We start from the raw sequence: 24,838 nt of genomic DNA, 5'->3' as shown, positions 1-24,838 counted from the left end.
CACTTAGTGAATTAGTGAGCATGCCGCCCGGTATGTTTCACTTTTTTTGTTCGATTATGATGAATTATTATCTCTACCTTCGATTAATGATAGAAGCGAAAAGATTAGTGCTGTACAGAAATAATTTATTGAGAATGTGGGATAGGGACAAAACACAACTTAAGCTGTTCTCAAAGGTCCCCGATGGTGGTTTGAAAGAATTGCTAGCAAAAAATAGGAGTATCATTAATGAAAGCAATAAGCTGATAACTAGAATGAAGCTGCAATATCAAGAGTTTAAAGAAAGTTAGTTAGTAGATTAAATGCGAATTTGTTCGGCATTTATTAAATGAAAAGGGCGCTATAATTGGCGCCCTTTAATCAAACTCCACAATATCATTTGATTTAAAAGCAAGTTCCTTATTAAGGTATGTGAGATAATATAATAAAGCACATCCCGACCAAAGGATGTGCAATCTGAATCTAAATCAAGATAGTTATATAAAAATAGACTTATTGATTTGGTACTTCTCATAAGCTTTCCTTATAGTTGTATCTCACGACTATCTTTTCGATTTAACGGCAAGTCAATTATGAGCAGACCGTCCTATAGATTATTGCTACTTACAAAGGTTAAGATTCGGCAGAATGGTGCGTTCTTGATAGCATCGCTTAAATAAGTCTCATCAACCAAATAAAAGACCAGTGTATAAGCGATACGAAATTTCTAGAAGCAATTTTACTTCATGCAGAGCGGATTAATGGTTTCATAATTAACCAAATAGTTATTGGTTTTACTTTATTGAGTGACTTTGCTACTAAAGGTTATTACCACATCCTCAACTTTGAGTTCTCAGTATTAATGTCCGGTATGTTCTATAGATAAAGAATTTACAATATTATATTTTCGCAATACTTGCAATCTGTTTTACGCTGAACCAAATAAAATTGCTTTTAACAATGATTATCTTTGATAATAATGCCGCGTCGTTATTTGGACTTATATGTATGAAATAGCCTGTAATAACCCCCATATTGTTTCTCTGTTCTATCATAGGTGCGTGTTTTAATTTTTTGCATTCTTCTGTTGTGATATTCAATAATCTGGCAAGTCCTTTAATTGATGGTTGCTTCACAGGTATATACATATGAATTTCGGTGCATTTAATATAACCGCTTCATTGCTTGCGGAAAATTTTATTTTCGATTCTAATTCTTGTGGAAATTTCACTTTCCTAAAGATGCTTTTAACGGCTTGCAATCTTTTAAGTTTGGAAATCAAACAGAAAATATTGTTAATAGCTAGTATTGTAAAGGGTTTAGTAATTTTTAGTTATTGCTTTTATTTCTCTCAAACAGTAATTATAGAGCACTACTCAACTATATATATATAAGATTTTATAGAACGTGAAGCCTCCTGAAACCATACTGTTGATGGCAGGTCAATTAATAGGGAGCATAGGTAATGTATAAGAATTGCCAGTTAAATAGCCGATATCCATATCAGATACCGGAGCTTATTAAACCCACCTTCACACCTCATTATAAATGACTGATAGGAACACCATGAGGAGAATTATGACGGGTAAGATTTGCGGGGGCGAGGTTATGCTCTTTTTATTAATTATGGCATGTAATTGCCATTTTTTCTTAAGTTTAAGTTATGTTCTCCAATATTAACAGCGTAATTTTTGTATGAACTGCCATCTCCTGGCATTCTTGCCACATTAAATTCCTTCGGTGAGCTTTTGGATATTAAATCAGGAGGGTTATTCTTTTTCATTTTTATATTAATATGGAGCAAAACATAATCACAATTAAATATGATTTCATTATTTAGTTGTTTCTAACAGAAAAGTGTGAAGTAGTTAATGCACAGTCCGACCTATAAGCGTCATTATAAATCCTAATACAATTAATGTGTGAACGTAAGCTTATCCTATGAATAATCTAATGAGTTTTTCTTGTACTATTATTTTACCATTATCTTTTCCATTTACTGTGGGGTCTAAGAGTAAAACGCTGTTCTATGCAGGTCTAAGCCATTCCTGAATGCTGTCCTACTTTCTTAATCAGATTGCCAATATCAAAAGGCTTAGCTATAAAATCGTTGGGGGCACCTTTCTGGTGAAGGCAATGCGCTAAATCGTGTGACGCCGATATCAGTATTACAGGTAAATTCTCCAAGCCGGATGTATTTTTAATGTCCCGGCAAATAATACGTCCATCCATCGTTCCCAGCATTATGTCCATCAGCACAAGATCAGGATGGAACTGTTTAATTGTTTTGAAAATTTCCTTTCCATTATTAAGTGTAAGTACACGGTAGCCCTTATTCATAAGAATAAATGAAATTATATTTAAAATATCCTGGTCGTCATCGAGTACTAATATTTTGTTGTTCATAGTTTAGGAAATGAATCCATTACTTAAAAAAATGAAACCATTTAGGACAACAACAAATAAAGTCCCATAAGGTTACCTTAACTTTATATCGCATTATTTTCAAAACTTAATTAGGATAACAATAACACTGTCCGACTGTTGAAATATATTTTGGGATTAGAAATAATTAACTTCGTTCAATGAAAAATGACGCGGGATCAATACAGGCAAAAACGGAAGATTTAAGTCCCGCAGAAGAAAAGCAGGCAATGCTGTCAGCTATTGTAGCCACTTCTGATGATGCTATTATCAGCAAGACACTTAAAGGAATCATTACGAGCTGGAACCCTGCAGCGGAGCGGCTTTTCGGGTATCCGGAAAAAGAAGCTGTTGGGAAACATATTTCCCTTATTATTCCCCCGGACCGCATAGGCGAGGAAGAAATGATAATAAACGGCATTTCCAGAGGGGAAAGGATTAGCCATTTTGAAACAATACGCATGGCCAGAGATGGCCGAATGATACCAATTTCTGTCAGTATTTCCCCTATTTTAAGTAATAAAGGCCTGATTATAGGGGCTTCCAAGATTGTAAGGGATCTTACTGACCGGATAAAAGCAGTAGAGAAAGAGGGCGTGCTCGCAGCTATTATCAATACGTCAGATGATGCTATACTCAGCAAAACACTGGAAGGCATAATTACAAGTTGGAATCCTGCTGCGGTAAAGATGTTTGGCTATACCGAAACCGAAGCCGTGGGACAACATATATCTTTGATTATTCCGTCCGACCGTATAGAGGAGGAGGCTTATATTATCAACGAAGTCAGCAAAGGCAATAAGATAGACCATTTCCAGACCTTGCGGAGGGCTAAAAACGGCATGCTGATCCCTATATCCCTATCCGTCTCCCCTATTGTCGACGACAGGGGTAAGATAATTGGTGCATCTAAGATTGCGCGCGACATCAGCGCAGAGCAGGCTTTACAACAGGAAACGGAAAGGCTTTACGGACAGTTAAAGAAACTCAATGCACAGAAGGATGAGTTCATCGGCCTGGCAAGCCATGAATTGAAAACACCGCTTACCAGCATTAACGGATACCTTCAGATCCTTGCTCAGCAAATTACGGAGGGACGCAACAAGATGTTTGTGCTGAAGTGCCTTCAGCAGGTTACAAGGCTCAGCTCACTTGTAGAAGACTTGCTCGATGTTTCTAGGATAGAGGCCGGCAAATTACGTTTTGCAAATGAGGATTTTAATATTTGCGAAGTTGTTGCCGATGCTGTTGACCTTATTTCCCACGCCAATGATAGTTATAGGGTTACACTGCACTCATCTGTCGGGGAGTATAAAATCAAGGGAGACGCGCACCGAATAGAGCAGGTGCTGGTCAACCTGCTAACCAATGCTATACGTTATTCTCCCGGAACTAACCATATAGAGGTGTATTTAGATCTGGAAACCGACAAGGTAAAGATAGGTATCAAAGATTTCGGCATAGGTATTGCCAAAGGGGATCTTGATAGCATTTTTTCAAGATACTACCGCGTTGATGACAATAATATTCAAGCCGCTGGACTTGGAATAGGGTTATACCTGTGTTACGAAATTGTTACACGACACAAAGGAAATATATGGGTGGAAAGCATACATGGAAAAGGCAGCACTTTCTGGTTTACATTGCCTTGTTAGGTTGTAATAGGATAAATTATTTTTAGCCTGCTGTCAAAATTTTTTTAGATAAAACACAGTCAGGATAATTAAATCACCAAAAGGTATTTATTTTATTTCCCAATACAATTTTCGGTAGTAGGCTGAGGTAGTAAACGGAATTTTAATTCGATTATTTTAATGTTATTACAACCTATCCGACAAGTAAGTATTCATGAAACAAAAAGACCGATGTAAGAATACACCAGCCCCTATAAATCCTATCATCATGAAAGGTGAAAGTATTTTAATGAAATTAACAGCCAAATAATTCCTGTCATATTGGGAAAACAATAACATCCTGCATTGCTTTTTAGATGCTTTTCTCTTCCAGTTGCGTATAAATGCTTCTTCAAGATAATGAAGGAAAGTTGTGAGGTATTTTTTACAGATAAACATTCCAAGGCGGGCGCGGAAAACATTACCTAATTGAATATCGGAAAAATCCTCCAGTTCTTTTATAAACATTTAAAACCTCCTTTGCCGAAATTGGCGGGGCCATTAAAATAAAATGCACCCGCGAGTTCAACCCGGTCTCGGGAGTTAATCCATGGCCATTTCAGTGCATTTTTGATCACGGATTAAGTATTGAAATTTACTACAGTTCCTACTACATAACGGGAAAAATATAAAAAAATAGTAGTTTTTATTTCGTATAATTTCAAATATCTGTATCTTTAGATAGACAATTGCTCTTTAAATTAAATCAAAACAAGTCAAAGAAAATGGTTACCATATCAGTTACCTATTTTTTAAAACCTGCTTAATTACGCTAAAAACGCGCATTTTAGTATAAAAATATAATTCCAGCGAAATCACTGAAAAGACGATCTGTTATTTGTATAGTTTCCTTTATTTTCTTCAAAAATTGTTTTTACACATAGTAGTGTAAAATATAAGTTGTTTTATTTTATAGAATTTACCGTAATGAATGCCTGACAGGCAGATAATTGCCAGTTATCTACGGCTTTTGAAAAACCATTTCATTCTTTTCACTCAGAGACGATATTTTTTTCTAACTCGCAAGCTGCAAAAAATGCTCTATTGGAATCATCAATAACCGGCTCTGGCTTCCTTATTGTATTTGTTCTTATACTCCAAAGGCGACAGTCCTGTAACTTTGCGAAACACTTCTCTGAAAGCCTTTACATCCGAGTAGCCTACTTCATACATTACTTCATTAACCGTCTTCCGGGTGCTTTCCAATGCCTTCTTTGCTGATTCCATTTTAACCCTTTGCGCATATTCAACCGGGGTGTTGCCTGTAGCCCTGATAAATCGCCTGTCGAAATTCCTCCGACCAACTGCAAATCTTGAGGAAAGGCTTTCTATAGAGAATTTTTCATCGATGTTTTGTTCTATATAGTCCTGGGCTTTTTGCACCATATCATCACCGTGCTGCTTTTGTCCGCTGAATATAGCAAATGCCGATTGGCTGTTCCTGTCCAGTTCTATCTGAAATATCTTGGAACAAAATATGGCCGTCTGCCGGTCATAATACTTTTCAACGAGGTAAATGACCAGGTTTAGAAATGAGTAAGCGCCACCATTGGTGTAAACTCCCCTTTCATCAGTGATCAGCTTATCGGAATGGAGGTGTACATCGGGATATGTTTCTTTAAATTTGTCTGCGTAAGACCAATGTGTCGAGCAGCTCCTGCCGTCCATAATGCCTGTAGCCGCGAGTATAAATGCGCCTGAGCACATACTGGCTATTTCCGCACCTGCTTTATGTTGCCTGCTTATCCAGTCGATCATTGCCTGGCTATCCGTTGTAGGGTTCCCTGGCATTGCAGAAGGTATAATAATTAGATCGGTTCTGGCTATTTCGCTTATGTAAACGTCCGGCTTTAATGACACAAGGTTGCCAATGTAAGTTTCTTTGGGTGCTGTAGAAGCTACAACAACCTTGTATTTATGCTTATTTCCTTGTTGTTTCCAATAGTCGCCGGCTCTTGCAAATATTTCTACTGTACCTATGATGCAGGCTACTGTGCTCAGGTTGCATTGCCCTTCCGGGTATAATAATGTGATATGTTTCATCGCTATGATTTTACCTTACAAAGCTAACCTTTTCAGTTGTCCAAATCAACCCGCTATAATGTCCATTTTACCGACCCTGAATCTGGTTTATAGACAATAGCTTTGCGCTACAATCAGAGAAAAGAAAACTGATAACTGCTTATCACAACAAAAACTAAAGATATGGATGACTACAAAAAATTTCATCAGTTGCACCATGGACCCAAAACCTTTCTGCTGGCCAATGCATGGAATGTAAAGAGCGCGCAGCTTATAGAGCAGGCAGGCTTTGAAGCTATAGCAACCTCGAGCGGTGCTATTGCCAATTCACTTGGTTATGAAGACGGAGAAAAAATCCCTTTTAGAGAACTGCTTTATATAGTACAAAGGATAAAGGCAAATACCAGGCTCCCTTTGTCGGTAGATATGGAGCGTGGCTACAGCAACGAGCTAAATATACTTACGGATAATATACAGAAACTAATCGACTGTGGCGTTGTGGGTATCAATATCGAAGATGCGCAGGGCGAGGACATTTATCTGAAAAAACTGGAGCGAATAAAGAGTTATCTAGCCAGGACGCATCAGTCGCTTTTCATAAATGCCCGTACCGATGTTTTTATTCAAAAATTGCCATCACCATTAGAAACCACCATACAAAGGGCGCAGCGTTACGTTGATGCAGGTGCGGACGGCTTGTTCGTCCCTGCTGTTGCAGACCCCGGTTTTATTAAAGAAATCACCTCATCTGTTTCGCTGCCTGTAAACATGGTTGGTTCACCAAAGCTTTCTGTTGAAGCATTGACAGGGCTTGGCGTGAAAAGGATTAGCATGGCAGTACTGCTATACAAGGCTACATACCATCAAATGGAAAGTATCGCCCGTTCCATAAAGGATGACAACTCTATTGCACGGATGTTTTAAGCAAATCAATCTATTAATAACTAAAATCAAACAATCATGACAGAAATCAATCTCTCAAAACAACCGGAAATATTCGTCAAAATGGTGCTGGATGCCTGGCATTCAAAAACAGGCCAATTAGACAAGCTGATGTCAGAATTATCTGATGAACAATTGTTACAAGAAGTATCTCCAGGCAGGAACAGAGGCATATACCTGTTAGGGCACCTTACTGCTTTGGCCGATTCGATCTTTCCTCTGCTGGGCTATGAGAAATTAGCAGAGCATATGTTTCAGCCATTTGTACTGACACCGGACAAACAAACCGATGCTATCCCCACTATACAGGATGTAAAGCAGGACTGGACAAGGGTAAAAACCAAACTGGCTGAAAAAATGGCCACGATCAGCGCCAACGAATGGTTTCAGAAACACACTAACGTTACCGCCGAAGATTTTGAAAAGGAACCATACCGCAATAAGCTCAATGTTGTGCTCAGCAGGGTCAGCCATGTTGACTATCATTTAGGACAATTGCAATTTTTAAAACCCAAACAATAAATACAATATTTAAACTCGTTAATAAAATGAAAAACAATGATTTTACAACCACCATTCTGGTGGACCAGACACCGCAACAGGCTTACAAAACCATTTTAGATGTCCGTTCCTGGTGGTCCGGTCTGCATAATGAATTTTTTGAAGGCAATTCGGAAAAGGTAGGCGATGAGTTTAGTTTCCGCGCGGGTAATGGAGCCCATTACAACAAACAAAAATTAGTAGAACTTATTCCCGACCAGAAAATGACTTGGCAGGTTACGGAAGCTGATCTCAACTTTGTGGAGAAAACCGATGAATGGGAAGGCACTCAGATCAGCTTTGAGATTGCCCCGGAAAACGACAAAACAAAGATCACGTTTATCCACAAAGGATTGGTTCCGGAGTTCCAATGTTATAATGACTGTGCCCCGGCATGGACACAATATATTCAGGACAGGCTGGTAGAAGCATTGAAGGATAAATACTGACATCTTAAAACAATAAGGTACATTATATTAATGTACCTTATAAGCTTTGGTGCGTGGCTGCTACCTTTGTTAACACCTTAATTTTCCAAGTCTGATCCGAATGCCATTTTTATTTTTCTTCTTTTTCTTTGACCTGTATGCAGCAATCAAATGTGTCTGAGATTTGGGAACTGACCCTTCATCACATTGCCAATAGCTCAGGCTTTTGTGGGACAAGGATGGCCCGGGCCGCCACAGGTGAATATTGCAACATTTATTGAATCAAGGTTGTTTTTGTATACCATGTTAGCAGATAAAGTTAAAACACCTGTCGTATCAGTTGCACTATATAAGCCATTGTTTACCTGCCATGCTATCATACTGTCAACAGGCGACAATGATAGGTGCAACTTTTGAAATTACCACACTCCCTGATCCTGGCAGTGTAGGTTATTTGGACAAGGAAAATGACCGTGTTACAAAAGTCGGAGAACAATCTTGAACGTTAAATTTATTAGAAATCATCCGACAGAAAAAATTATTGCAAATGTAGATTATGGTTTGATTTGATTCCCGCTAACAATTTCAAATCTTCTATAAAATGGTTCGAGTTTTGTACCAAGGGGTTCACGTTTTGGGACAAGTTAGAGAAATCTAAACTTGTCCCTTTTTTTTCCTTCTAACCAACTGCCTATAAGGCAGATAATCCTTACAGCTTCATTTATTATGGTGTTCGATGTCTTGTTCTGTAAAATGTCACTTTTTCGGGGAACATCGAACCAACAATACGCCTTTTTTCTTCAATAGTTCCATTCTTAAATGCTGTATCAATGTTATAAAGGTTTGATATGCCATATCCCAGGGTGGTTTTAAGTCTGGTTCATCTTTTGCATTTGAAAAAAAGCTTGGTTTCCAATAATGAAAAGTATTTATTATTTTATTCCTACGGACTGGCCTTCCCATTTTTATCAGCCGATAATGCAGATTTAACGCTATGTTTTAAGTCCACCTGCATATCTTTCATTTTATCTGTGTAATCTATAGCTCAACTATATCCTTCATTTTATCGCAGCAGGTAATTAAAGGGCCCAAATGGCTCAGAAATATCCACCTTCTCCATGCTGCTGATAATTGGTTCATTTAAATGCCGTATTACAAATTCAGCATCACTAAAATTTCGCACATATCCACCTAACGATTGATATTGACCCAGATTAAAGCACACCTAACTCCCATTAAGTGTGCTTTAATTATTCTCTCTTCCAATCGGCATGTTAATAACAGTTAAATAATAGAAGTTGTATTTTAATTATAACTACCTTGTCTTACATTGTAAAATACATTAAAATGGAAAATAATAATTTACCTGGTATGATTTCCGAAAGTTCAATCAATGCGTTTAGTGTAAAAAGGATGCCAGGAGATAACAGTATTTACAAAAACTACTCAGTTAATATTGGGGAAAACACGTTCTCGGTGCGAAAGAATGGCAATCACATGTGGGTATCCGGAGATAGTGTCACAATGCATGGAGATGATATGTTGAATTGCATAGGATGTTACATTGATGATAATTCGATTTAGAATATGGATTCTTACCAACTTAATTTGAATATTTTCTTTTAGGAAATTAACCAATGAAATCCTGAGTAATCGTTTTCCATCCTTAAAAATGAGACCAATGTATTTCCCCTCTGTCTTAACAAACTTTAAGTCTGCAATATTCAATTTTTCATAACGAATTCCAGTTTTTATAAATAGATAGGAATTGTTTGTTTCTTCCGAAAAAGGTTCCCCAGTGATTTTGCTTTTACTATTCATTTTCTTTGATGGATTAGGTAATCCGCTAGAAGATTCAAAGAAATAGCTCAACCCTGAATAAATAACAGAAGGTGAAGATAAGATTAAGTTTTGAATAATTATTTTTATAAATTATTAATTTCCACAAAGCAATTAGTGATTTGGTAAATGGAAATAAACAAAATGGAGTTCGTTATGTAGTATGTAAGTCATAATTATTATGACGCGGTTAATGCCGGCTCATTCTTGGGCCGGCTTAAATTCTTATAGCTTATAATTACCTAAAAAAAATGCACAAGAAAATGGCATTTTAAATTAATCTGAAAATTAAAAATTGTCAATCCTTTGAATTAGAGCTTTGCATTCTTTAATTAGTATTCTATTCTTTGCGAGTAAATCAAATATCAGCCTATCTGACATTTCTTTTTGAAAAGGATTCGAATATAATTTTAATGGTGTTTTAAGCTTTTGCCCACATTTTAAATAAATAATCCCTGCCCTGCAATTTTCTTTTCATCTCAATCATTTATTAAAGGTAGTTATAATGTTTAAACACGGCTAAAAAAGAAAAGCATACCGGGAGGCATACTTTTCAATTTCACTAAACAATTATATAGGATAACCGTTAACCGCATTAATCACATCATATTAAAATAAAAGTTCAAAAAAGGCGTACCGAAGTACACCTTTCTCTATAAAATAAAAATTCATTGGGAAAACTGAATAAAAGAAATAGCATTAGACAACACAAAAGTTTATAATGATGATGAAATTATCATCATTTCGAAGCATTTATAGAGTCCTGTAGCGTATCATTGCCATTGACAGGTCCTCCGGCATTGCTTGGTGTTCGCGTCATTTGATCATTATTCGTTCCAACATTATTCGAAGAATCAAAAGATTGACCATTTGATTTTAATTGCTGGCCCCCGGAGTCAGAGGTTGTAGTGCAAGCAGAAAACAAAACTGCCACGATTAATGCTGATATAATTAACCTTTTCATTGCTGTCGCTTTTAAGTGAAAGATAAGAACACAGACATAATTGAAATGTTTATCTTGGAATGCTAAAAACATGCAACTTACCTATTGCTTAAACGAAAACGATTCCTAAAATTAAGACGATAAATCTATATGAAGTTTATTTCCCCTGGCTGCGTATATGTTATAATATTTTCAGCGCTTATTTTTTCTTCACCAGTTACCTATGGTCAGAAAGAATTTTCAAAACTGCCCACTTCAATAGATAGCACATACGGTTATACAGACAGAAATCCAATCAAACTTAAAAAAGGTAATCAAAGTAAAAGCATTGACAACAGCTATAAATTTTTATCTGGACTTAAAACGCTTGACAATCAATCTTTGATATTTTTTTATTCAGGGGTTCAATAGAAAATCCAATTTATAAAAAACCTTCAATAAAAATAGAAAATCGATATACAGGTATGCCAATATAGCAACCTTCCTAAATCAGCATTTGATACTTTTTTAACTCTCTTATATCAAACGACGCGCACTTACAAAATCATCGATTTCCAATAAACTATAAGCAAAAAAGTTCGACAATTTACCGTCTGTTTCCTACAGAAGCGGCGAAATATTTTCGACGAATTTTAAGGAAATGATTGATTAGTTTTGTATTTTTGTTTTCCAATAGTTCTTCAAAATAATACATTTAAAGTCAAAAAAAATGGTGACCAAATGGTGACCACGTTAAAATGACCAACATAATAAATTGATTTGGTGCCACTTGCAACTTAAGGTGTGAGTCCAGCGGGATTGAAAAAGGAGACAATAAATAAAATTGTCTCCTTTTTGGTAATACCACAAATTGTTTATTAAACTGCAGAATTAAACTAAAAAGTAATTTGAATTACAATAATGTGTTTTATTGAGATATCTTCTGTTTATTATGCTAAAAATATCTATCCTTTCCTATTCATTTGCTTTGGTTAGTTTAACATGGTCCTCAATACTTCCTTGCTTTAATTCAAGAATATAATTACCATGTGGAATTTCGCTTATATGAGCCTTCATAATATTGCCCTTTCTATAAGTCAAAATATCAGAATGCACACAACGACCTAATAGATCATAAATATTCAGGTTGACGTTTTGTCCGTCTTTGAATCCCGAGCCAGCTATAATAGTGATATCCGATTGGACAGGGTTAGGATATATTTTTGTGTTGCTCTTGTAATGCGGCTTTCTGTTTTCTTCGGCAGATTTGTCAAAACCAGTTGCTTTTTTTGATACAAATTCATCACAACCATCTGTTATCAGGTAAGGCTGTAAATTGCTTGCTTTAATTTTTTCAACCATTTCGTTCATATATAAAGTATCATCAAACTCTTCTTCACTTACCATGCTTCCAGCAACACCAATATGAATAGCCTCATCATAATAATCTTTGTCGTCAATATAAGCATTAAGGTAGTAGGTGTGATTATCATCTTCCTGTTGCATCAATGGCGTTTTTGAATTACGTTCACCGCTGCGGGACCATGTGCCTGAAGCGTCAGTGACATTCATAGTCCACTTTAGATTGTAAGATTCACTTTCTTTCATTGAAAAAGATGGTGTGGATGCATATTGACCATATACAGTATAGTTTAGAGCAGTACTTTCATCATAAAAATCCTGGCCTGAGTTAATAGCGATATTCCAACTCACAACCGGTGTAGTACCACCCGATATATCACGTTTATTGTATAATTCCGAAATAAGCTGAAAGTAGCCATTTCCATTGTTGTCTAAAACGTAAGGCATAACTATATCCCAATTAGTGCTTTCATGGCAATATAGGCCACTTCTATAAACCGTCTTAAGCGGACAAGCAGGATTGCCGTTTCCGTAACTGAACCCCACCCAACCTTGTGTGAATTGATCACCGGCCTGTTTTGAGACTGTGCAGCCTGAAGATGATTGATTAATGAGGTACAAAATGTTATCATCAAATGAAGACCAGGTGCCGGTAGTAGAAGGACTTAGGATATAGGATCCTATAGGGCAGACTTCACTTGGGCCGTCAATAATAGGATGAGGATAACTATTATCCGGGCACTGGTTTACATGCCCGTCATTTTCAGGATGCTTTTGCCATATTTTGACATAGTCTATCTCGGATTGACCCAATAAGGTAGAAGTATTAGTTTGGGGATAATCAATATCTGCATCAGAAATAATACGGAAGTTGCATTCCGAACTGTTACTGTTGTAAGGGTAGCCATAGGTTATCTTGTAAATACCTGTGGCATTGCAACCCGAGCCAACCTGGGTTGTATAGCTATTATAATGCAGCCCTCCCAAGTCAATCCAAAACTTTGAGAAATTTCTGTTTTTATAGTATTTCCAGATGGTATTCAACAAAGCATTGTCGTAGTATATTTTAATGGACGCCGTATCCCATTCGCAGGCATAGGTATGCCAGGCGGTTATGTCAATATAAGTATGTGTGAGGGAGTTCCAATATTGCTGGCCAGGCTGAGAATAGTTCCTGTGATTATCCTCTTCAATATGATATGGATTAGGCAATGTCCCTGCAGGCGGGCCCCAACCATGTAAAAAGTAATGATTTTGTCCATAATTCATATCGCGATAGAACATATTGGTGGCATAGTCCTCAAGATCCGGGTACAATGAGCTGTTGCCCTTGCCATTGGATTCCGTTATGTCTATTTCATCAGCCCCCCAATATGTGCCAGTCCATGTAGTATTCCCAAACCATGTCCAGACACAGGTATGCGCATGCGGGAAATTGGGTTGTTTCATCTTTACTTCAAAGCGGCCGCTGTTAAAAAAATTGTTATGTTCATCAGGTTTGAGGTGATATGGCGTACATATCGTGCCGCTACTGAGGTATTTCGAATCCTTGGGACGCAGGGGGAGGGGGCATGTAGAACAATGCCAGGATATAGGTTCGTTTTTCACCAATAGCTTGCAGGTACCGTTGCTCACTACGACATTGTCGCTTGAACAAAGAGCATGTTGGCCAGTTATATGTGCATCTGCCCAATGAAGGTCGTTATCGCCATCTGGCATGCCGTCAGAACTGAAATGATCAATCCATTTATTGTGGTCTAACTGCGTACCGTTGAAATCGTCGAATAACACCAGTTTTCATTCAGAGTTGTCGCACATGGTAGAATTGCTGGGAAAACTTACAGGCGGGAACCAAGGATGTTGTGCCATTAGCACACAGGGAAACAATAAGCAAGCAAGGCTTGCAAAGGCTTTCGGTTTCATAAAATGTATTTAAAAAAGTGAAGGAGAATGTTTTGGTTCTATTAACTACGTAATTGAAATATCCTAAATCTTTAATACGAATTTTTTGCTTATCTACAAATGAATGTAAGCTGTTTTGGATTTCTTTAACAAAGGAATTGCTAAAATTATAAAGAACAAATTCAACCTTGATAACGTTGGATTTTTTCTTGATAACGTTTACAAAACGAAGTTAACTGTATACGCCAATTTGAGTAAAATTCTTGTATTTCTATTCCTCAGAATGATGACACCAAAATCGAATTGAAAATATCCTTGAGGGAGAATTGATCATTGCGCAATAATCAGAAATTCACTTTGGCGTGCAGCAAAAACAAGAAAAGGTACACAATCTTATATATCATCTTCCTCAAATGGCAATCATGAAAGTATAAAGAGGATTTTATGGGTTTTAGAAATCGAATGAATCGCTGACATCCCCGACGTTATTAATGCTTAAATTAGCAAAAAAGATCTATTTTTGGCTTAAAAATCCCATGTCAAAATACGTGCTTTTTTCGCTGCTTATTTCTTGTCTGTCTGTCAACGGACTTGCTCAAACTATCTCAGGAAACGCGTTTCATAAAGACAATGACTTAAAGAGTTTTCCTGATGCCGGTGCTACGATTTATCTCCTAACGCCCGGATGCTCTAAACCTGTTAAGTCAGTAAGGACTGACGTAAATGGTAATTTTAAATTTGACAACCTAAAGACAGGAAATTATTTAATAGCAGCAGTATCAGCCGACACAAAGCAAACCTGGCAGACTGGGATACGCATGCTGAAATACGCCCCTCTAAAAGCCTATTACGGTACGGATTGGAAAGATGTACCCGCTGGACTGGAAGATAGTATGAATTTGTATAAACAAAAAGCCGATAGCATAGATTTGCTTACAACTAGAAAACAGAAAGTTGCAGATCGCTGGGCAGAGCAAAAGTCAGAAATGATGAAGCGATTCTTTTCATATGTTGATAGTATAAAATCAGTCTTTGTACCCAAGTTAACGTGTGAAGGGATCGAAGACATGAACAGCCTTATTAATGGTGTACACAGCTATTTCTTTCAGGAAGTAAATTTAACTGATAGTGACCCGGCAGCAACAGTTACAATCGATTTTGGTATAGATAGTTTAGACTAACTATACTATTAGGTCATTGTTTTTAATACACTTCAATTAACCGGTTCAATATTAGTATCAAGAGATCATAATAATAAAGCCTCCCCAATTTGTGAATGCTTTTTGTTAGTACAAAGTTTTTGATGTTCTAAAGATGAATGATGAGCCAATCACTGAGCAATAATAAAATTGAGTATGTTGGACGTTGGACACTGGTATTTTAGAAATTACCCCATTGACCTTAAAAAAAATATCCTGGCTGATCATTACCTTGTGATTGCCTTTGATAATCTTTCCTTTTAAAAAGTTATCCGACAACAGGCCACAATAAAAAGGGATACGGAAAATAATAGATATATGCTGGTTTGAGGCTTTCAATCTCTTATCCGCCTAATCTGCAGGGGCAATTTAAGCGGGCAGTAACAGGTCATTTATCATTTTGCAATCAACCATCTGGTGTAATTTGAGTTATGGTTCAAATAATCCAAAATAATTAATTGCAATGAAAATCTCTCTCATGAAACGTAAGCCGTCAAATAATAGAGAAACTTGTGACCAGCAACTTAAATCATCGTTGAATTTCCCTGAAACTAAAACTGATAGGCTGACTGTGTTCATCATGAATGTTTTTGGTAGTATTTCATTCCTTATTTTTTGTGTTTTGTTTTTTATCATTTGGGCACTGTGGAATCTTAACCTGCTACCGGGGCTTGAACCATTTGATCCTTATCCATTTCCATTGTTGGAAATGGCCGTTTCATTATTTGCCATAGTTCTTTCTGTAACTGTTATTATTAATCAAAACAGAAAAGGTCGTATAGATAAAATTAGTAGCCAGGTTGAATTTGAAGTCAACATTAGGGCTGAAGAGGAAATTACCAAAATCCTCAATATGCTTCATGAGATACAACAACACCTTGGGGTTGAAATATCAAATGATAATGAACTGGAAAAAATGAAGGAGCCGACGGATATAAACCGCATCCACAAAAAATTGGATGAGGACAAAACTGAGAATTTGAATTAGATATAGATGTAGAGCCTATTTTAAAAGTACCGTTCTGGTTTTTAAAATTTTAAGGCAAAGCGTATTATTTACAATCATAGGCAAAGCATTTATAAACGTAAATTTTTAATAATTAAAAAATTACAATAACCCAATTGGCATTGTTTTATTTCAAATCACGAATCTTAGCTGTTTCAGCTATTTTTTCACCAATACACCTACAGATTTCATATGGTATTTCGCTGGAATCCCAATTGCCTTCGTCATCCATTTCCATAGATCCTTTACCATCATCAATAATCAGCTTATAAGCTAGTGTTCCTCCAGTGCCCCGTGTCGGGTTTCGAACAGTGATTCTTTTTTGACCACAACAATTTTCAACAACTAAATTTATTTCCATAATTTATTATAAATTTTAATTCAGAATCAGGCAAATTTAATGATTGATTAATACGATTTAAAGCTTTATTTGTATTTGACTAATAGTAATTAAATTCTACTTTATTTTTCCTCTGAATGGTGATTGCAAATTCCAATCAAGCCTGATTCTGTGCGCAATAAAGCGTCACTACTATTTTTCGGTGTAACAACAATTAAGACAGCCATAGATTCTTCACTTATGAGGCTTTCTCCTAATAGTTTAACAGTGTTTTCAGAAGTGCCGTTGAAAAAACTTCCAGCTTCGTTTATTTGATTATAAAAGGCAGTTTCTTCATGACTAGATGATGGGGTTTCGTTTGGGTTTGACATATAAAGGATTGAAATAATCCCCTACTATATTGATGGCTATTCGGGTAATGCCTTTTACTGTATGTGGAAAATAAAATCGTCAACATATTCCTATTATTGGTTCAGAATTTACCTAATAATTTAGGATTTTTCGAAAAGGTACATTTTCTGTACGTATAATCCGACCAATACTAAACAAACCGAGCTCTTTCAATTTAATCATCATCTGACTTTTACTATCAAGATGGCAAAGCAAAATTTCAAAGTAGTAATTCGTAACTCAATTGGTGATAATTCCTCACTGCTGCTATCATCACATTTGGGATCTGGAAGGAGTAAATTTACTTTAGCCTGAACTAGAGGGATTGAAAAAAGAGTACATTTTTAATCATCTCCATTTATAGAAAAAAGATGGAGAAGTTGTTAGATAAATCAACGTATAGAAAATTACGGTCAGATTCGAAATCAAAGCCAACAAGAAAATTCGTTAAAGTCAATTAGCAGCTTGGAATGTCACCGAAGAATCTATCTATCACAGTGGTGGAAGATTATTTTCCCATGTGCTTTTTGAGATAATACGCTGTTTTACTTTTACGATGTGAGACAATTTTTTCCGGTGTGCCCTGGATAACAATACGGCCTCCCTCCTCACCCGCCCCGGGGCCTATATCAATTATCCAGTCGCTCTGAGCAATTACATCCATATCATGTTCAACGATAACGACAGTATTGCCTTCGTCAACAAGGTGGTTCAGTTGGGCCATCAGCCTTTCCACATCAGAGGCATGAAGGCCGGTAGTGGGTTCGTCGAGGATATATAGAGTATTGCCATGCTGGGCCCTCTGAAGCTCTGTGGCCAGTTTGATACGCTGGGCCTCACCTCCGGATAATTCTGTAGCCGGCTGCCCAAGGCGCAAGTATCCGAGACCAACTTCTCTGACAACTTCCAGCGCGCGTGAGATCTGAGGTGCTTCATCAAAAAAAACAACAGCAGCATCCACCGTGAGATTTAATACATCAGAAATATTCAAATCCTTGTATTTTACTTCCAAAGTCTTTGGGTTGTAACGTGTACCGGAACAAGTAGGGCAGGGTGTATAAACGCTTGGTAGAAAAAGTAGTTCGACCATTACAAAGCCTTCACCCTCGCAATGCGGGCACCGGCCTTTAACGACATTAAAACTAAAACGCCCCGCATCATATTTGCGTTCCTTAGCTGTTTTAGTATTGGCAAACAGTTTTCGGACATGTTCGAACAGGCCCGTGTACGTTGCCAGGTTAGATCGCGGTGTACGACCGATTGGCTTTTGGTCAACAACTACAAGCCTTTTGATGCCCTGCAAACCACCTATGATTTGCCCACCTAATGTCTTTATGTCATCTTTTTCTAGCATGTTCGCATCATCCTCATTGAAATCCATTTTCAGGCCTAATTGCCCTGCTACAAGTTCCACTAGTACCTGACTGACCAGACTGCTTTTTCCTGATCCGGAAACTCCGGTCACTGTGGTCAGTATCCCTAAGGGAATTTCGACATCAAGATTGTTTAAGTTGTTCCTGATGATACCTTCAAGAATTAGCTTTCCTTTTAAAATCCTGGGCTGCAAGTCCGCATATGTTTTAGGTTCATATAAATAGCGTCGTGTTAAAGATTCTTTTACGTTTTTCAAGCCATCGGGTAACCCGCTATATAGCACATGCCCACCTTTTTCACCGGCAGCTGGCCCTACGTCCACGATCCAATCTGCATGACGGATCACATCTATTTCATGTTCAACGATGAATAGCGAATTACCTGATGCTTTTAATTTATCCATCGTCCTGAGCAATGCTGCAGTATCCGCTGGATGCAGCCCTGCAGACGGCTCATCCAGTACGTAGACGACACCAAAAAGATTAGAGTGTACCTGGGTTGCCAGCCGTAAGCGCTGCAGCTCACCTGGTGATAGCGTAGGCGTGCTGCGTTCTAAAGTAAGATAGCCCAGTCCGAGATCCAGCGCTACATTCAACCTTCCCAGGAAGTCGGCCGCAATCCTTTGGGTAACGATGGCTTTTTCCGGATGATCTGCATTAGGAACAAGTGTAGCAAAAGGTTCGAAAACTGTTTGAAGGAGGGCTAAAGGAATGCGGGCAATATCCGCGATGTCATACCCGGCAAATTTAACAGATAATGATTCCCGCCTTAGCCGTTTTCCATGGCAGAGGGGGCATTCACTGCTTAACATATATTTGGATACCCTTTTTTTCATTAACTGGCTTTGGGTATTGGCGAAGGTGTGACGCACATAACGTCGCACTCCGGTAAAAGTCCCCATATAGTCCGGCTGTCTTTTGTTTTTGATAAAACGTTGAACCTCTTCACGGTTATATCCTGCATAAACAGGTACTGTAGGTGTTTCTTCAGTAAATAAAATCCAGTCACGGGCTTTTTTAGGTAAATCTTTCCATGGGGCATCAATATCATAGCCGAGGGTAGTTAAGATGTCCCGTTGATTCTGGCCCTGCCATGCTGATGGCCATGCTGCCACCGCTTTTTGTCTGATCGTAAGGGTATCATCCGGCACCATGCTTTCTTCAGATATCTCGTAAACCTTGCCAAGTCCGTGGCACTCAGTACAAGCTCCTTCTGGGGTGTTAGGTGAGAAAGCTTCTGCGTAAATGATATTTTGCCCCGGTGGGTAATCACCAGCACGTGAGTAAAGCATACGCAACAGATTCGAGAGCGTGGTTACACTGCCGACTGAAGAGCGGGTAGAGGCCGTGCCCCTTTGCTGTTGTAAAGCGATGGCAGGTGGAAGGCCATCAATTTTATCTACCTCTGGTACTGACATCTGGTTAAATAGTCGCCTCGCATACGGGGACACGGATTCGAGGTACCTTCGCTGTGCCTCCCCAAATAAGGTTCCAAAAGCAAGGGATGATTTTCCGGAACCGGAAACCCCAGTGAAAACAACGAAGGCATCTCTTGGAATATCCAGGTCGACATTTTTTAAGTTATGCTCTCTTGCACCGCGAACGGTGACGAAACCATTGAATTTATTTTTCTCTTGTTTATTGCCCATGATAAATCAACACCAAAAAATTAGAACTGTTTAAGGATGAAAAATAATCCTCCTCCCTTGTTATATTTCAAATGGAACGAATATTTTTCGGTGCTTCGATCGCTCATTGATATCGATCACTAATAAAATGATGACCATATAAAAAAGGTTATTGTTTACTTTAAGTATTGAATTTCAACATAAATAATTTTTAACATAGATAATTTTTTATCCGAACGGTTCTACCAGATGAGTGATTCTTAAATCCTTTGCAACAGAACCTGCCTGCATTATTTGTAGCCGTATTGCGTTAGGACAATTTGCTTTATGCGTGCATCTGTAAGTTCGTCTTCATCCACTTTCATGCGACGTCATGGTTTAACGAAGGTCGGTATTCGTTTTTGCTGTTATAATGCCAGTCATAAATTTATTTCCAGGTGCTAAGTAACTGTTAAGGAATCTGTTAAGGAATCTATAGTTTTAACTTGTGTGAAGTATTAACGTCATTTCTCTTTTTTTATTAAAAGCCGATGCAACTTTATTATCTCGGCCCCTGTTATCAACCTTCATTCGAAGTCTTTTTATGTGAGCATGCATAAACTTTAATATGACTATTACTAATAATTGATTTTAAATACAAGCTTTTACAATGGACAATAAAGTATTAACGGACAGGCTGATATCAAATGCCAGGGCATTGAATTTATACGGTTGTAACCCTTATAGCATTTGCCAGAACCTTGCAGGTTTTGCAGAAGAACTTGTAACCGAAAATGCAGAATAGCCTTTAAAAAAGGCATGGATGTTATTTTAACAGTTTACACATATAGCGGCGATATAAGTATCAAAACAGCCATTGAAAACATTTTGCTTTATAAACTAAGTACGGGTATTATGTTGTCTCCAGACCGGAAGTCAATCATGGCAGCGATACCAATACCATTTCGCAAAATAATGAGCGACCAAATTTGCTAATCAGGCATTTAAATGCGTCTTGTTAAAGATACCCATTAATAAAATTTTTCACATGAGACATGATCGATCAATTCATAAAGGAAATCGCAAGTAATTAAGTACCCTGGGTATTTGAGGGTTATTACGACATAAGGTAATCTTTGCTTTTGTTTTCATAAAATTGAACATAGCAGCACCGAAACTTTTATTATGAAATATAAAGTTGCAACCTTAATACTTTCTCTAATCCTGTTTTATTCTTGTCGCTACGCACCTAGGCATGAAATAAGGGTAAACTATCCCGCATACGCGGATGAAACAAAATGTGCAATTTTATCTGTTGATAGTAACAAAGGACAACAAATGAAAAGGTCGGCTGATTCACAAGAAAAACTTTGAAGGCAAAATAAAATATGGGCAGCGATATTATGATTTCGATTCCGGCGTGATGTCCTTCATATCTCCTAACCAATTGTTAGTAAATCTGAAAGGTGCCCCTTTGTCAAAATCCTGATGGTAAGTTCGTCAACAACATTATGTTGATCAGCGACTGGCATCCAGATTTTCTTTTTCTCGTTTTCACTCCACCGTTGTCTTGTGGATCTTGGTATTTTTTTGATTACATCGATAGGCAACCTGCCTTGTGAATATTCTGCTTTAAAATCGGAATGATACCGTTGGTGAATTGTAGGCATAACAACATATTAAAATAAGCTAAGAATATGCTTAGAAGGGCTCGAATATTAGAAATTAGGTATGAGGAAAGCTTTGGCGCTATTACAAAAATCAAATCGCTGTTATATTGCAGAAATTGTAGTGCTGAACTTTTCGAATTGTGTTGCTATTAAAAGCTGGAGTTCAAGAATAAGCACTATACAAATATATGTAACAAGAAAAATGTCATTGATAACCTGAGCTCAAACAAAGTTACTATGTTGTAGGTGCTATTCAAAGCACTTAAACAAAATAACCCACCTTATTTTCCAACAAAGATGTCGGATTTAACATATCCAGAATCAATATTTTAATTCCCAGTCCTAACAAAAAAAAATTACCCAGAACTCGCTTTGAATATAATATTTTAAATAAAGAACTAACGACAAATTTCACATTGCAATTCCTGGCCTCGGATGATTCAGCATTTATCGTCTGGCACTGAAATTCTTTCTGATGGCTGATTGACCAACATCAGGTTAATGAACTAATAACAAAAGTGGGGCACAGGCAACTGCTTCCCGCTTGAGTTATATAGAATTTGATATGGATTAAGTTGTCTTTAAGTCAGCACATCTTATTACATTATTGTATGAGGAATGTTAGACGGAGAACCAATAAGGCCATTATTACAATAAAGTAATAATGGCCTTATATTCAAATTGTTATTTTTTAGCTTTAAAGCGACTGTTTTGTTCGGGGACTTATCCACCCATAAAGACGTACTTCTTATTGCAATAATCTTAATTACAAGAACTTTTCTTAAAAAAACACAGAGCTCTTATGGTTTCAGTACAACCTTTACGCAATCGTCTTGCTTTTCATCAAAAATCTTATAGCCATGCGCTGCATCCGACAGTGGCAATTTATGTGTTATGATATCATCAAGTACAACTTGGCCATTACTCACTATGTCAATCAACTTATCTATATAATTTAAAACCGGAGCTTGTCCCTGCTTAATCGTTATGCCCTTATCAAACATCCGGTGCATGGGGAAATTATCATAAGGCGATCCATATACACCCATTATTGAAACTGTGCCCATTCTTCTTACAGCTTCAAAGCACATCTCAAGGACTTTAATTGATCCTTTCTCAAAGTTAATCGTAGCTTTGAATTTATCCATTAATGACCTTTCGGGTTCAAACCCTACTGCATCAACACATACATCTGCGCCGCGGCCTCCGGTCATTTCCCTTATGGCTTCAACTACATCAACCTTATGTGGATTAAGAATGTCAACATTATTAACCGCTTTTGCTTTTTCGAGACGGTAGTCCAACGGGTCGATTGCTATTACCCTGCTTGCACCATTTATCCAGGCAGCCTTCTGTGCCATCAATCCAACAGGTCCGCAGCCAAATATAGCAACCACTTCACCACCTTTTAGTTGTGCCCAATCGATAGCAGACCATCCGGTTGGGAAGATATCAGTAAGGAATAGAACCTGCTCGTCTGACATGTTCTCCGGAACAATCCTTGGGCTTATATCGGCATAAGGGACTCTTACGTACTCCGCTTGGCCACCTGAATAACCGCCATATAAGTCAGTATAGCCAAACAGCGCTCCACCTTTTTGATCAATCATATCGCCATTAGGCCCGTAATGTTTATAGTTTGAATTTTCACATGCCGGCGATGCTTCATGGGTACAAAAGAAACATGACCCACAAGCTATCGGAAAGGGTACGACAACACGGTCACCTTTCTTTAAGTTCGTAATAGCGGAGCCAATCTCTTCTACTATACCCATAAATTCGTGTCCCATAATCATATCCTCTTTTTGCGGAACTGCGCCACTAAGGATATGTAGATCGGAACCACAGATTGCGGTAGAAGTCACCCTAAGGATAACATCCCTTGGATCGATAATTTTGGGATCCGGCACATTATCGACAGTGATATCGCCAGGTTTGTGAAATACGGCTGCTTTCATATTTATAGTTTAATATCAAACTCTAATCAAAGGAAAAGGTTGTTCTATTGGAGTCTTTTAGGTAATCTTTAGGACGTAGGCTAAGAAATAATAGTCATAAAATATCCTTTCGTTTTTGATTTAAGGTAATTGCACGATGTAAAATGAAAACAGCAACTATATAACAACATGTTTTCAGAAATTAAAAAAAAACCTACCTTTTTAATTATCGTTTCAATTTCAAAAGGAAACGTAATGAATTTGTCGGCTAGGCAAAGCTTGTAACGCTTTTCAAGCTCCTTTTCCATTGAAGTCAATATAACTGGAATTGAGCTTGTTTCTATATTCATTTCAATTTCCTGCATGCTCCGTACCTGAACGGTTGTCAGTCCAGTCACTTATAGAGGACTAATCAATCCGGTTGGTTTATTGGTTATAATCTTCCTTACGGACAATAGTATAAGTAGGCGTGGCTATCCGAACAATACCTAACCGTTTCAGGAAAAGGATAACATGATATATCGGGTCGATTTCATGCCATCTATTACCGAAATTGATTGATGAAGGGTGTTTGTGATGATTATTATGATAGGATTCACCAAGCATAAATATATCAATTGAAATAAGGTTCTGCGAAGTGTTCTTCAAGCCAAAGTTGCGGTAACCGTATTTATGTGCAAACCAGTTTATTAGCACTCCGTGAAACGGGCCCATAAGAATAATAACAGGCAGTAACAGATACCACCAAAAGCTGTTTGCAAACAAAATGAAGAAGACTACATAGAGCAGCACCCATAAGAGTTTTGACCATATGGAATCAGCCCATTTTTCAAAACCCGTCCACTCCGGCAAGTTTTTTGTGAACCTGGCTTCAATGGGTATAGTTCCTTTTTCAATTCCTTCAAAGATGGTTTTTGTACGCCACATCATGCTGAATACATTACTTGAAAAAGAAGGTGAATGGGGATCTTTATCTGTGTCTGTGTAAGCATGATGCATACGATGCATTATTGCATAGGCACGCGGACTCATATAGGAGGAGCCTTGCGTAATATAGGCAAAAAGGAAAAAGAAGCGTTCCCAGAACGTGTTCATTTTGAACGCGCCGTGTGCGGCATATCTGTGCTGGAAAAATGTTTGTGAAAACAGGGAAAAATACCACAGCCCCACAAAAAAAATGAGAATAATCAAAATAAGAAATTTAGGATAAAAAATGGAATGCAGGAAACTGATTATAAAAGCTCGCTGGGATAAATCGGAGCAGGAAGAATTACTTTACTGGA

The 24,838-nt window shown here is 37.6% G+C and carries 17 protein-coding genes; 8 read left to right on the top strand and 9 right to left on the bottom strand.

Translation table 11 applies throughout. The annotated features are described in order from the left end of the window. Positions 1-2,016 precede the first annotated feature (2,016 nt). The gene (locus tag F0919_RS00475; protein WP_150030752.1) at positions 2,017-2,385 is read right to left on the bottom strand and encodes a response regulator; all 369 of its coding nucleotides are present in this window, start codon (positions 2,383-2,385) and stop codon (positions 2,017-2,019) included. Positions 2,386-2,564: 179 nt separating this feature from the next. On the opposite strand from F0919_RS00475, the gene F0919_RS00470 reads away from it, so the two are divergent. After that, the gene (locus tag F0919_RS00470; RefSeq protein ID WP_150030751.1) at positions 2,565-4,058 is read left to right on the top strand and encodes a sensor histidine kinase; all 1,494 of its coding nucleotides are present in this window, start codon (positions 2,565-2,567) and stop codon (positions 4,056-4,058) included. A gap of 165 nt (positions 4,059-4,223) precedes the next feature. Here the strand turns inward: F0919_RS00470 and F0919_RS00465 are convergent, their stop codons facing one another. Further along, positions 4,224-4,544, bottom strand: coding sequence for a hypothetical protein (locus F0919_RS00465; RefSeq protein ID WP_150030750.1), 321 nt, complete (start codon positions 4,542-4,544; stop codon positions 4,224-4,226). 585 nt (positions 4,545-5,129) lie between these two features. Continuing rightward, positions 5,130-6,119 carry a GlxA family transcriptional regulator gene (locus F0919_RS00460; RefSeq protein ID WP_150030749.1) on the bottom strand — a complete coding sequence of 330 codons (990 nt, stop codon included), beginning with the start codon at positions 6,117-6,119 and terminating at the stop codon, positions 5,130-5,132. A gap of 162 nt (positions 6,120-6,281) precedes the next feature. Between F0919_RS00460 and F0919_RS00455 the strand changes: the two genes are divergently transcribed. From F0919_RS00455 to F0919_RS18695, 4 genes are all read left to right on the top strand, one after another. After that, positions 6,282-7,022 carry an isocitrate lyase/PEP mutase family protein gene (locus F0919_RS00455; protein WP_150030748.1) on the top strand — a complete coding sequence of 247 codons (741 nt, stop codon included), beginning with the start codon at positions 6,282-6,284 and terminating at the stop codon, positions 7,020-7,022. Positions 7,023-7,058: 36 nt separating this feature from the next. Further along, positions 7,059-7,562, top strand: a complete 504-nt coding sequence (locus F0919_RS00450) for a DinB family protein (protein ID WP_150030747.1) — start codon at positions 7,059-7,061, stop codon at positions 7,560-7,562. 26 nt (positions 7,563-7,588) lie between these two features. Then, a complete protein-coding gene (locus F0919_RS00445) occupies positions 7,589-8,029 on the top strand; it encodes an SRPBCC family protein (RefSeq protein ID WP_150030746.1) in 441 nt (146 codons plus the stop codon). 349 nt (positions 8,030-8,378) lie between these two features. Continuing rightward, a complete protein-coding gene (locus tag F0919_RS18695) occupies positions 8,379-8,510 on the top strand; it encodes a hypothetical protein (RefSeq protein ID WP_262713939.1) in 132 nt (43 codons plus the stop codon). A gap of 3,234 nt (positions 8,511-11,744) precedes the next feature. Here the strand turns inward: F0919_RS18695 and F0919_RS00440 are convergent. After that, positions 11,745-13,922 (bottom strand): T9SS type A sorting domain-containing protein, encoded by a 2,178-nt coding sequence (locus tag F0919_RS00440; RefSeq protein ID WP_150030745.1) that lies wholly within the window; start codon positions 13,920-13,922, stop codon positions 11,745-11,747. A 647-nt stretch (positions 13,923-14,569) separates the two neighbouring features. Between F0919_RS00440 and F0919_RS00435 the strand changes: the two genes are divergently transcribed. Both F0919_RS00435 and F0919_RS00430 read left to right on the top strand, forming a co-directional pair. Further along, positions 14,570-15,214 (top strand): carboxypeptidase-like regulatory domain-containing protein, encoded by a 645-nt coding sequence (locus F0919_RS00435; RefSeq protein ID WP_150030744.1) that lies wholly within the window; start codon positions 14,570-14,572, stop codon positions 15,212-15,214. 496 nt (positions 15,215-15,710) lie between these two features. Then, positions 15,711-16,220 carry a DUF1003 domain-containing protein gene (locus F0919_RS00430; protein WP_190277199.1) on the top strand — a complete coding sequence of 170 codons (510 nt, stop codon included), beginning with the start codon at positions 15,711-15,713 and terminating at the stop codon, positions 16,218-16,220. A 145-nt stretch (positions 16,221-16,365) separates the two neighbouring features. Here F0919_RS00430 and F0919_RS00425 read toward each other — a convergent pair whose 3' ends face one another. From F0919_RS00425 to uvrA, 3 genes are all read right to left on the bottom strand, one after another. After that, positions 16,366-16,599, bottom strand: coding sequence for a hypothetical protein (locus F0919_RS00425; protein WP_150030742.1), 234 nt, complete (start codon positions 16,597-16,599; stop codon positions 16,366-16,368). Positions 16,600-16,700: 101 nt separating this feature from the next. Then, entirely contained in the window at positions 16,701-16,949 is a 249-nt protein-coding gene (locus F0919_RS00420; protein WP_150030741.1) for a hypothetical protein, read from the bottom strand. Positions 16,950-17,476: 527 nt separating this feature from the next. Then, positions 17,477-19,990 carry an excinuclease ABC subunit UvrA gene (uvrA, locus tag F0919_RS00415; protein ID WP_150030740.1) on the bottom strand — a complete coding sequence of 838 codons (2,514 nt, stop codon included), beginning with the start codon at positions 19,988-19,990 and terminating at the stop codon, positions 17,477-17,479. 628 nt (positions 19,991-20,618) lie between these two features. On the opposite strand from uvrA, the gene F0919_RS18690 reads away from it, so the two are divergent. Then, positions 20,619-20,753 carry a hypothetical protein gene (locus F0919_RS18690; protein ID WP_262713938.1) on the top strand — a complete coding sequence of 45 codons (135 nt, stop codon included), beginning with the start codon at positions 20,619-20,621 and terminating at the stop codon, positions 20,751-20,753. A gap of 1,665 nt (positions 20,754-22,418) precedes the next feature. Here the strand turns inward: F0919_RS18690 and F0919_RS00400 are convergent. Continuing rightward, positions 22,419-23,576, bottom strand: a complete 1,158-nt coding sequence (locus F0919_RS00400) for a zinc-dependent alcohol dehydrogenase (protein WP_150030738.1) — start codon at positions 23,574-23,576, stop codon at positions 22,419-22,421. A 405-nt stretch (positions 23,577-23,981) separates the two neighbouring features. Continuing rightward, entirely contained in the window at positions 23,982-24,746 is a 765-nt protein-coding gene (locus F0919_RS00395; RefSeq protein ID WP_150030737.1) for an acyl-CoA desaturase, read from the bottom strand. Positions 24,747-24,838 lie beyond the last annotated feature (92 nt).

The sequence above is a fragment of the Taibaiella lutea genome (assembly GCF_008629695.1).
Taxonomy (GTDB): domain Bacteria; phylum Bacteroidota; class Bacteroidia; order Chitinophagales; family Chitinophagaceae; genus Taibaiella; species Taibaiella lutea.
This window is presented reverse-complemented; position numbering and strand designations above follow the sequence as displayed.

What these genes read in the sequence shown, in the direction of transcription:
- F0919_RS18690 (WP_262713938.1), top strand. Translation starts at nt 20,619, where the DNA reads ATGGACAATAAAGTATTAACGGACAGGCTGATATCAAATGCCAGGGCA.
- F0919_RS00475 (WP_150030752.1), bottom strand. Translation starts at nt 2,385, where the DNA reads ATGAACAACAAAATATTAGTACTCGATGACGACCAGGATATTTTAAAT.
- F0919_RS00465 (WP_150030750.1), bottom strand. Translation starts at nt 4,544, where the DNA reads ATGTTTATAAAAGAACTGGAGGATTTTTCCGATATTCAATTAGGTAAT.
- F0919_RS00445 (WP_150030746.1), top strand. Translation starts at nt 7,589, where the DNA reads ATGAAAAACAATGATTTTACAACCACCATTCTGGTGGACCAGACACCG.
- F0919_RS00420 (WP_150030741.1), bottom strand. Translation starts at nt 16,949, where the DNA reads ATGTCAAACCCAAACGAAACCCCATCATCTAGTCATGAAGAAACTGCC.
- F0919_RS00455 (WP_150030748.1), top strand. Translation starts at nt 6,282, where the DNA reads ATGGATGACTACAAAAAATTTCATCAGTTGCACCATGGACCCAAAACC.
- F0919_RS00450 (WP_150030747.1), top strand. Translation starts at nt 7,059, where the DNA reads ATGACAGAAATCAATCTCTCAAAACAACCGGAAATATTCGTCAAAATG.
- F0919_RS00430 (WP_190277199.1), top strand. Translation starts at nt 15,711, where the DNA reads ATGAAACGTAAGCCGTCAAATAATAGAGAAACTTGTGACCAGCAACTT.
- F0919_RS18695 (WP_262713939.1), top strand. Translation starts at nt 8,379, where the DNA reads ATGCTATCATACTGTCAACAGGCGACAATGATAGGTGCAACTTTTGAA.
- F0919_RS00435 (WP_150030744.1), top strand. Translation starts at nt 14,570, where the DNA reads ATGTCAAAATACGTGCTTTTTTCGCTGCTTATTTCTTGTCTGTCTGTC.
- F0919_RS00425 (WP_150030742.1), bottom strand. Translation starts at nt 16,599, where the DNA reads ATGGAAATAAATTTAGTTGTTGAAAATTGTTGTGGTCAAAAAAGAATC.
- F0919_RS00470 (WP_150030751.1), top strand. Translation starts at nt 2,565, where the DNA reads ATGAAAAATGACGCGGGATCAATACAGGCAAAAACGGAAGATTTAAGT.
- F0919_RS00460 (WP_150030749.1), bottom strand. Translation starts at nt 6,119, where the DNA reads ATGAAACATATCACATTATTATACCCGGAAGGGCAATGCAACCTGAGC.
- F0919_RS00400 (WP_150030738.1), bottom strand. Translation starts at nt 23,576, where the DNA reads ATGAAAGCAGCCGTATTTCACAAACCTGGCGATATCACTGTCGATAAT.
- uvrA (WP_150030740.1), bottom strand. Translation starts at nt 19,990, where the DNA reads ATGGGCAATAAACAAGAGAAAAATAAATTCAATGGTTTCGTCACCGTT.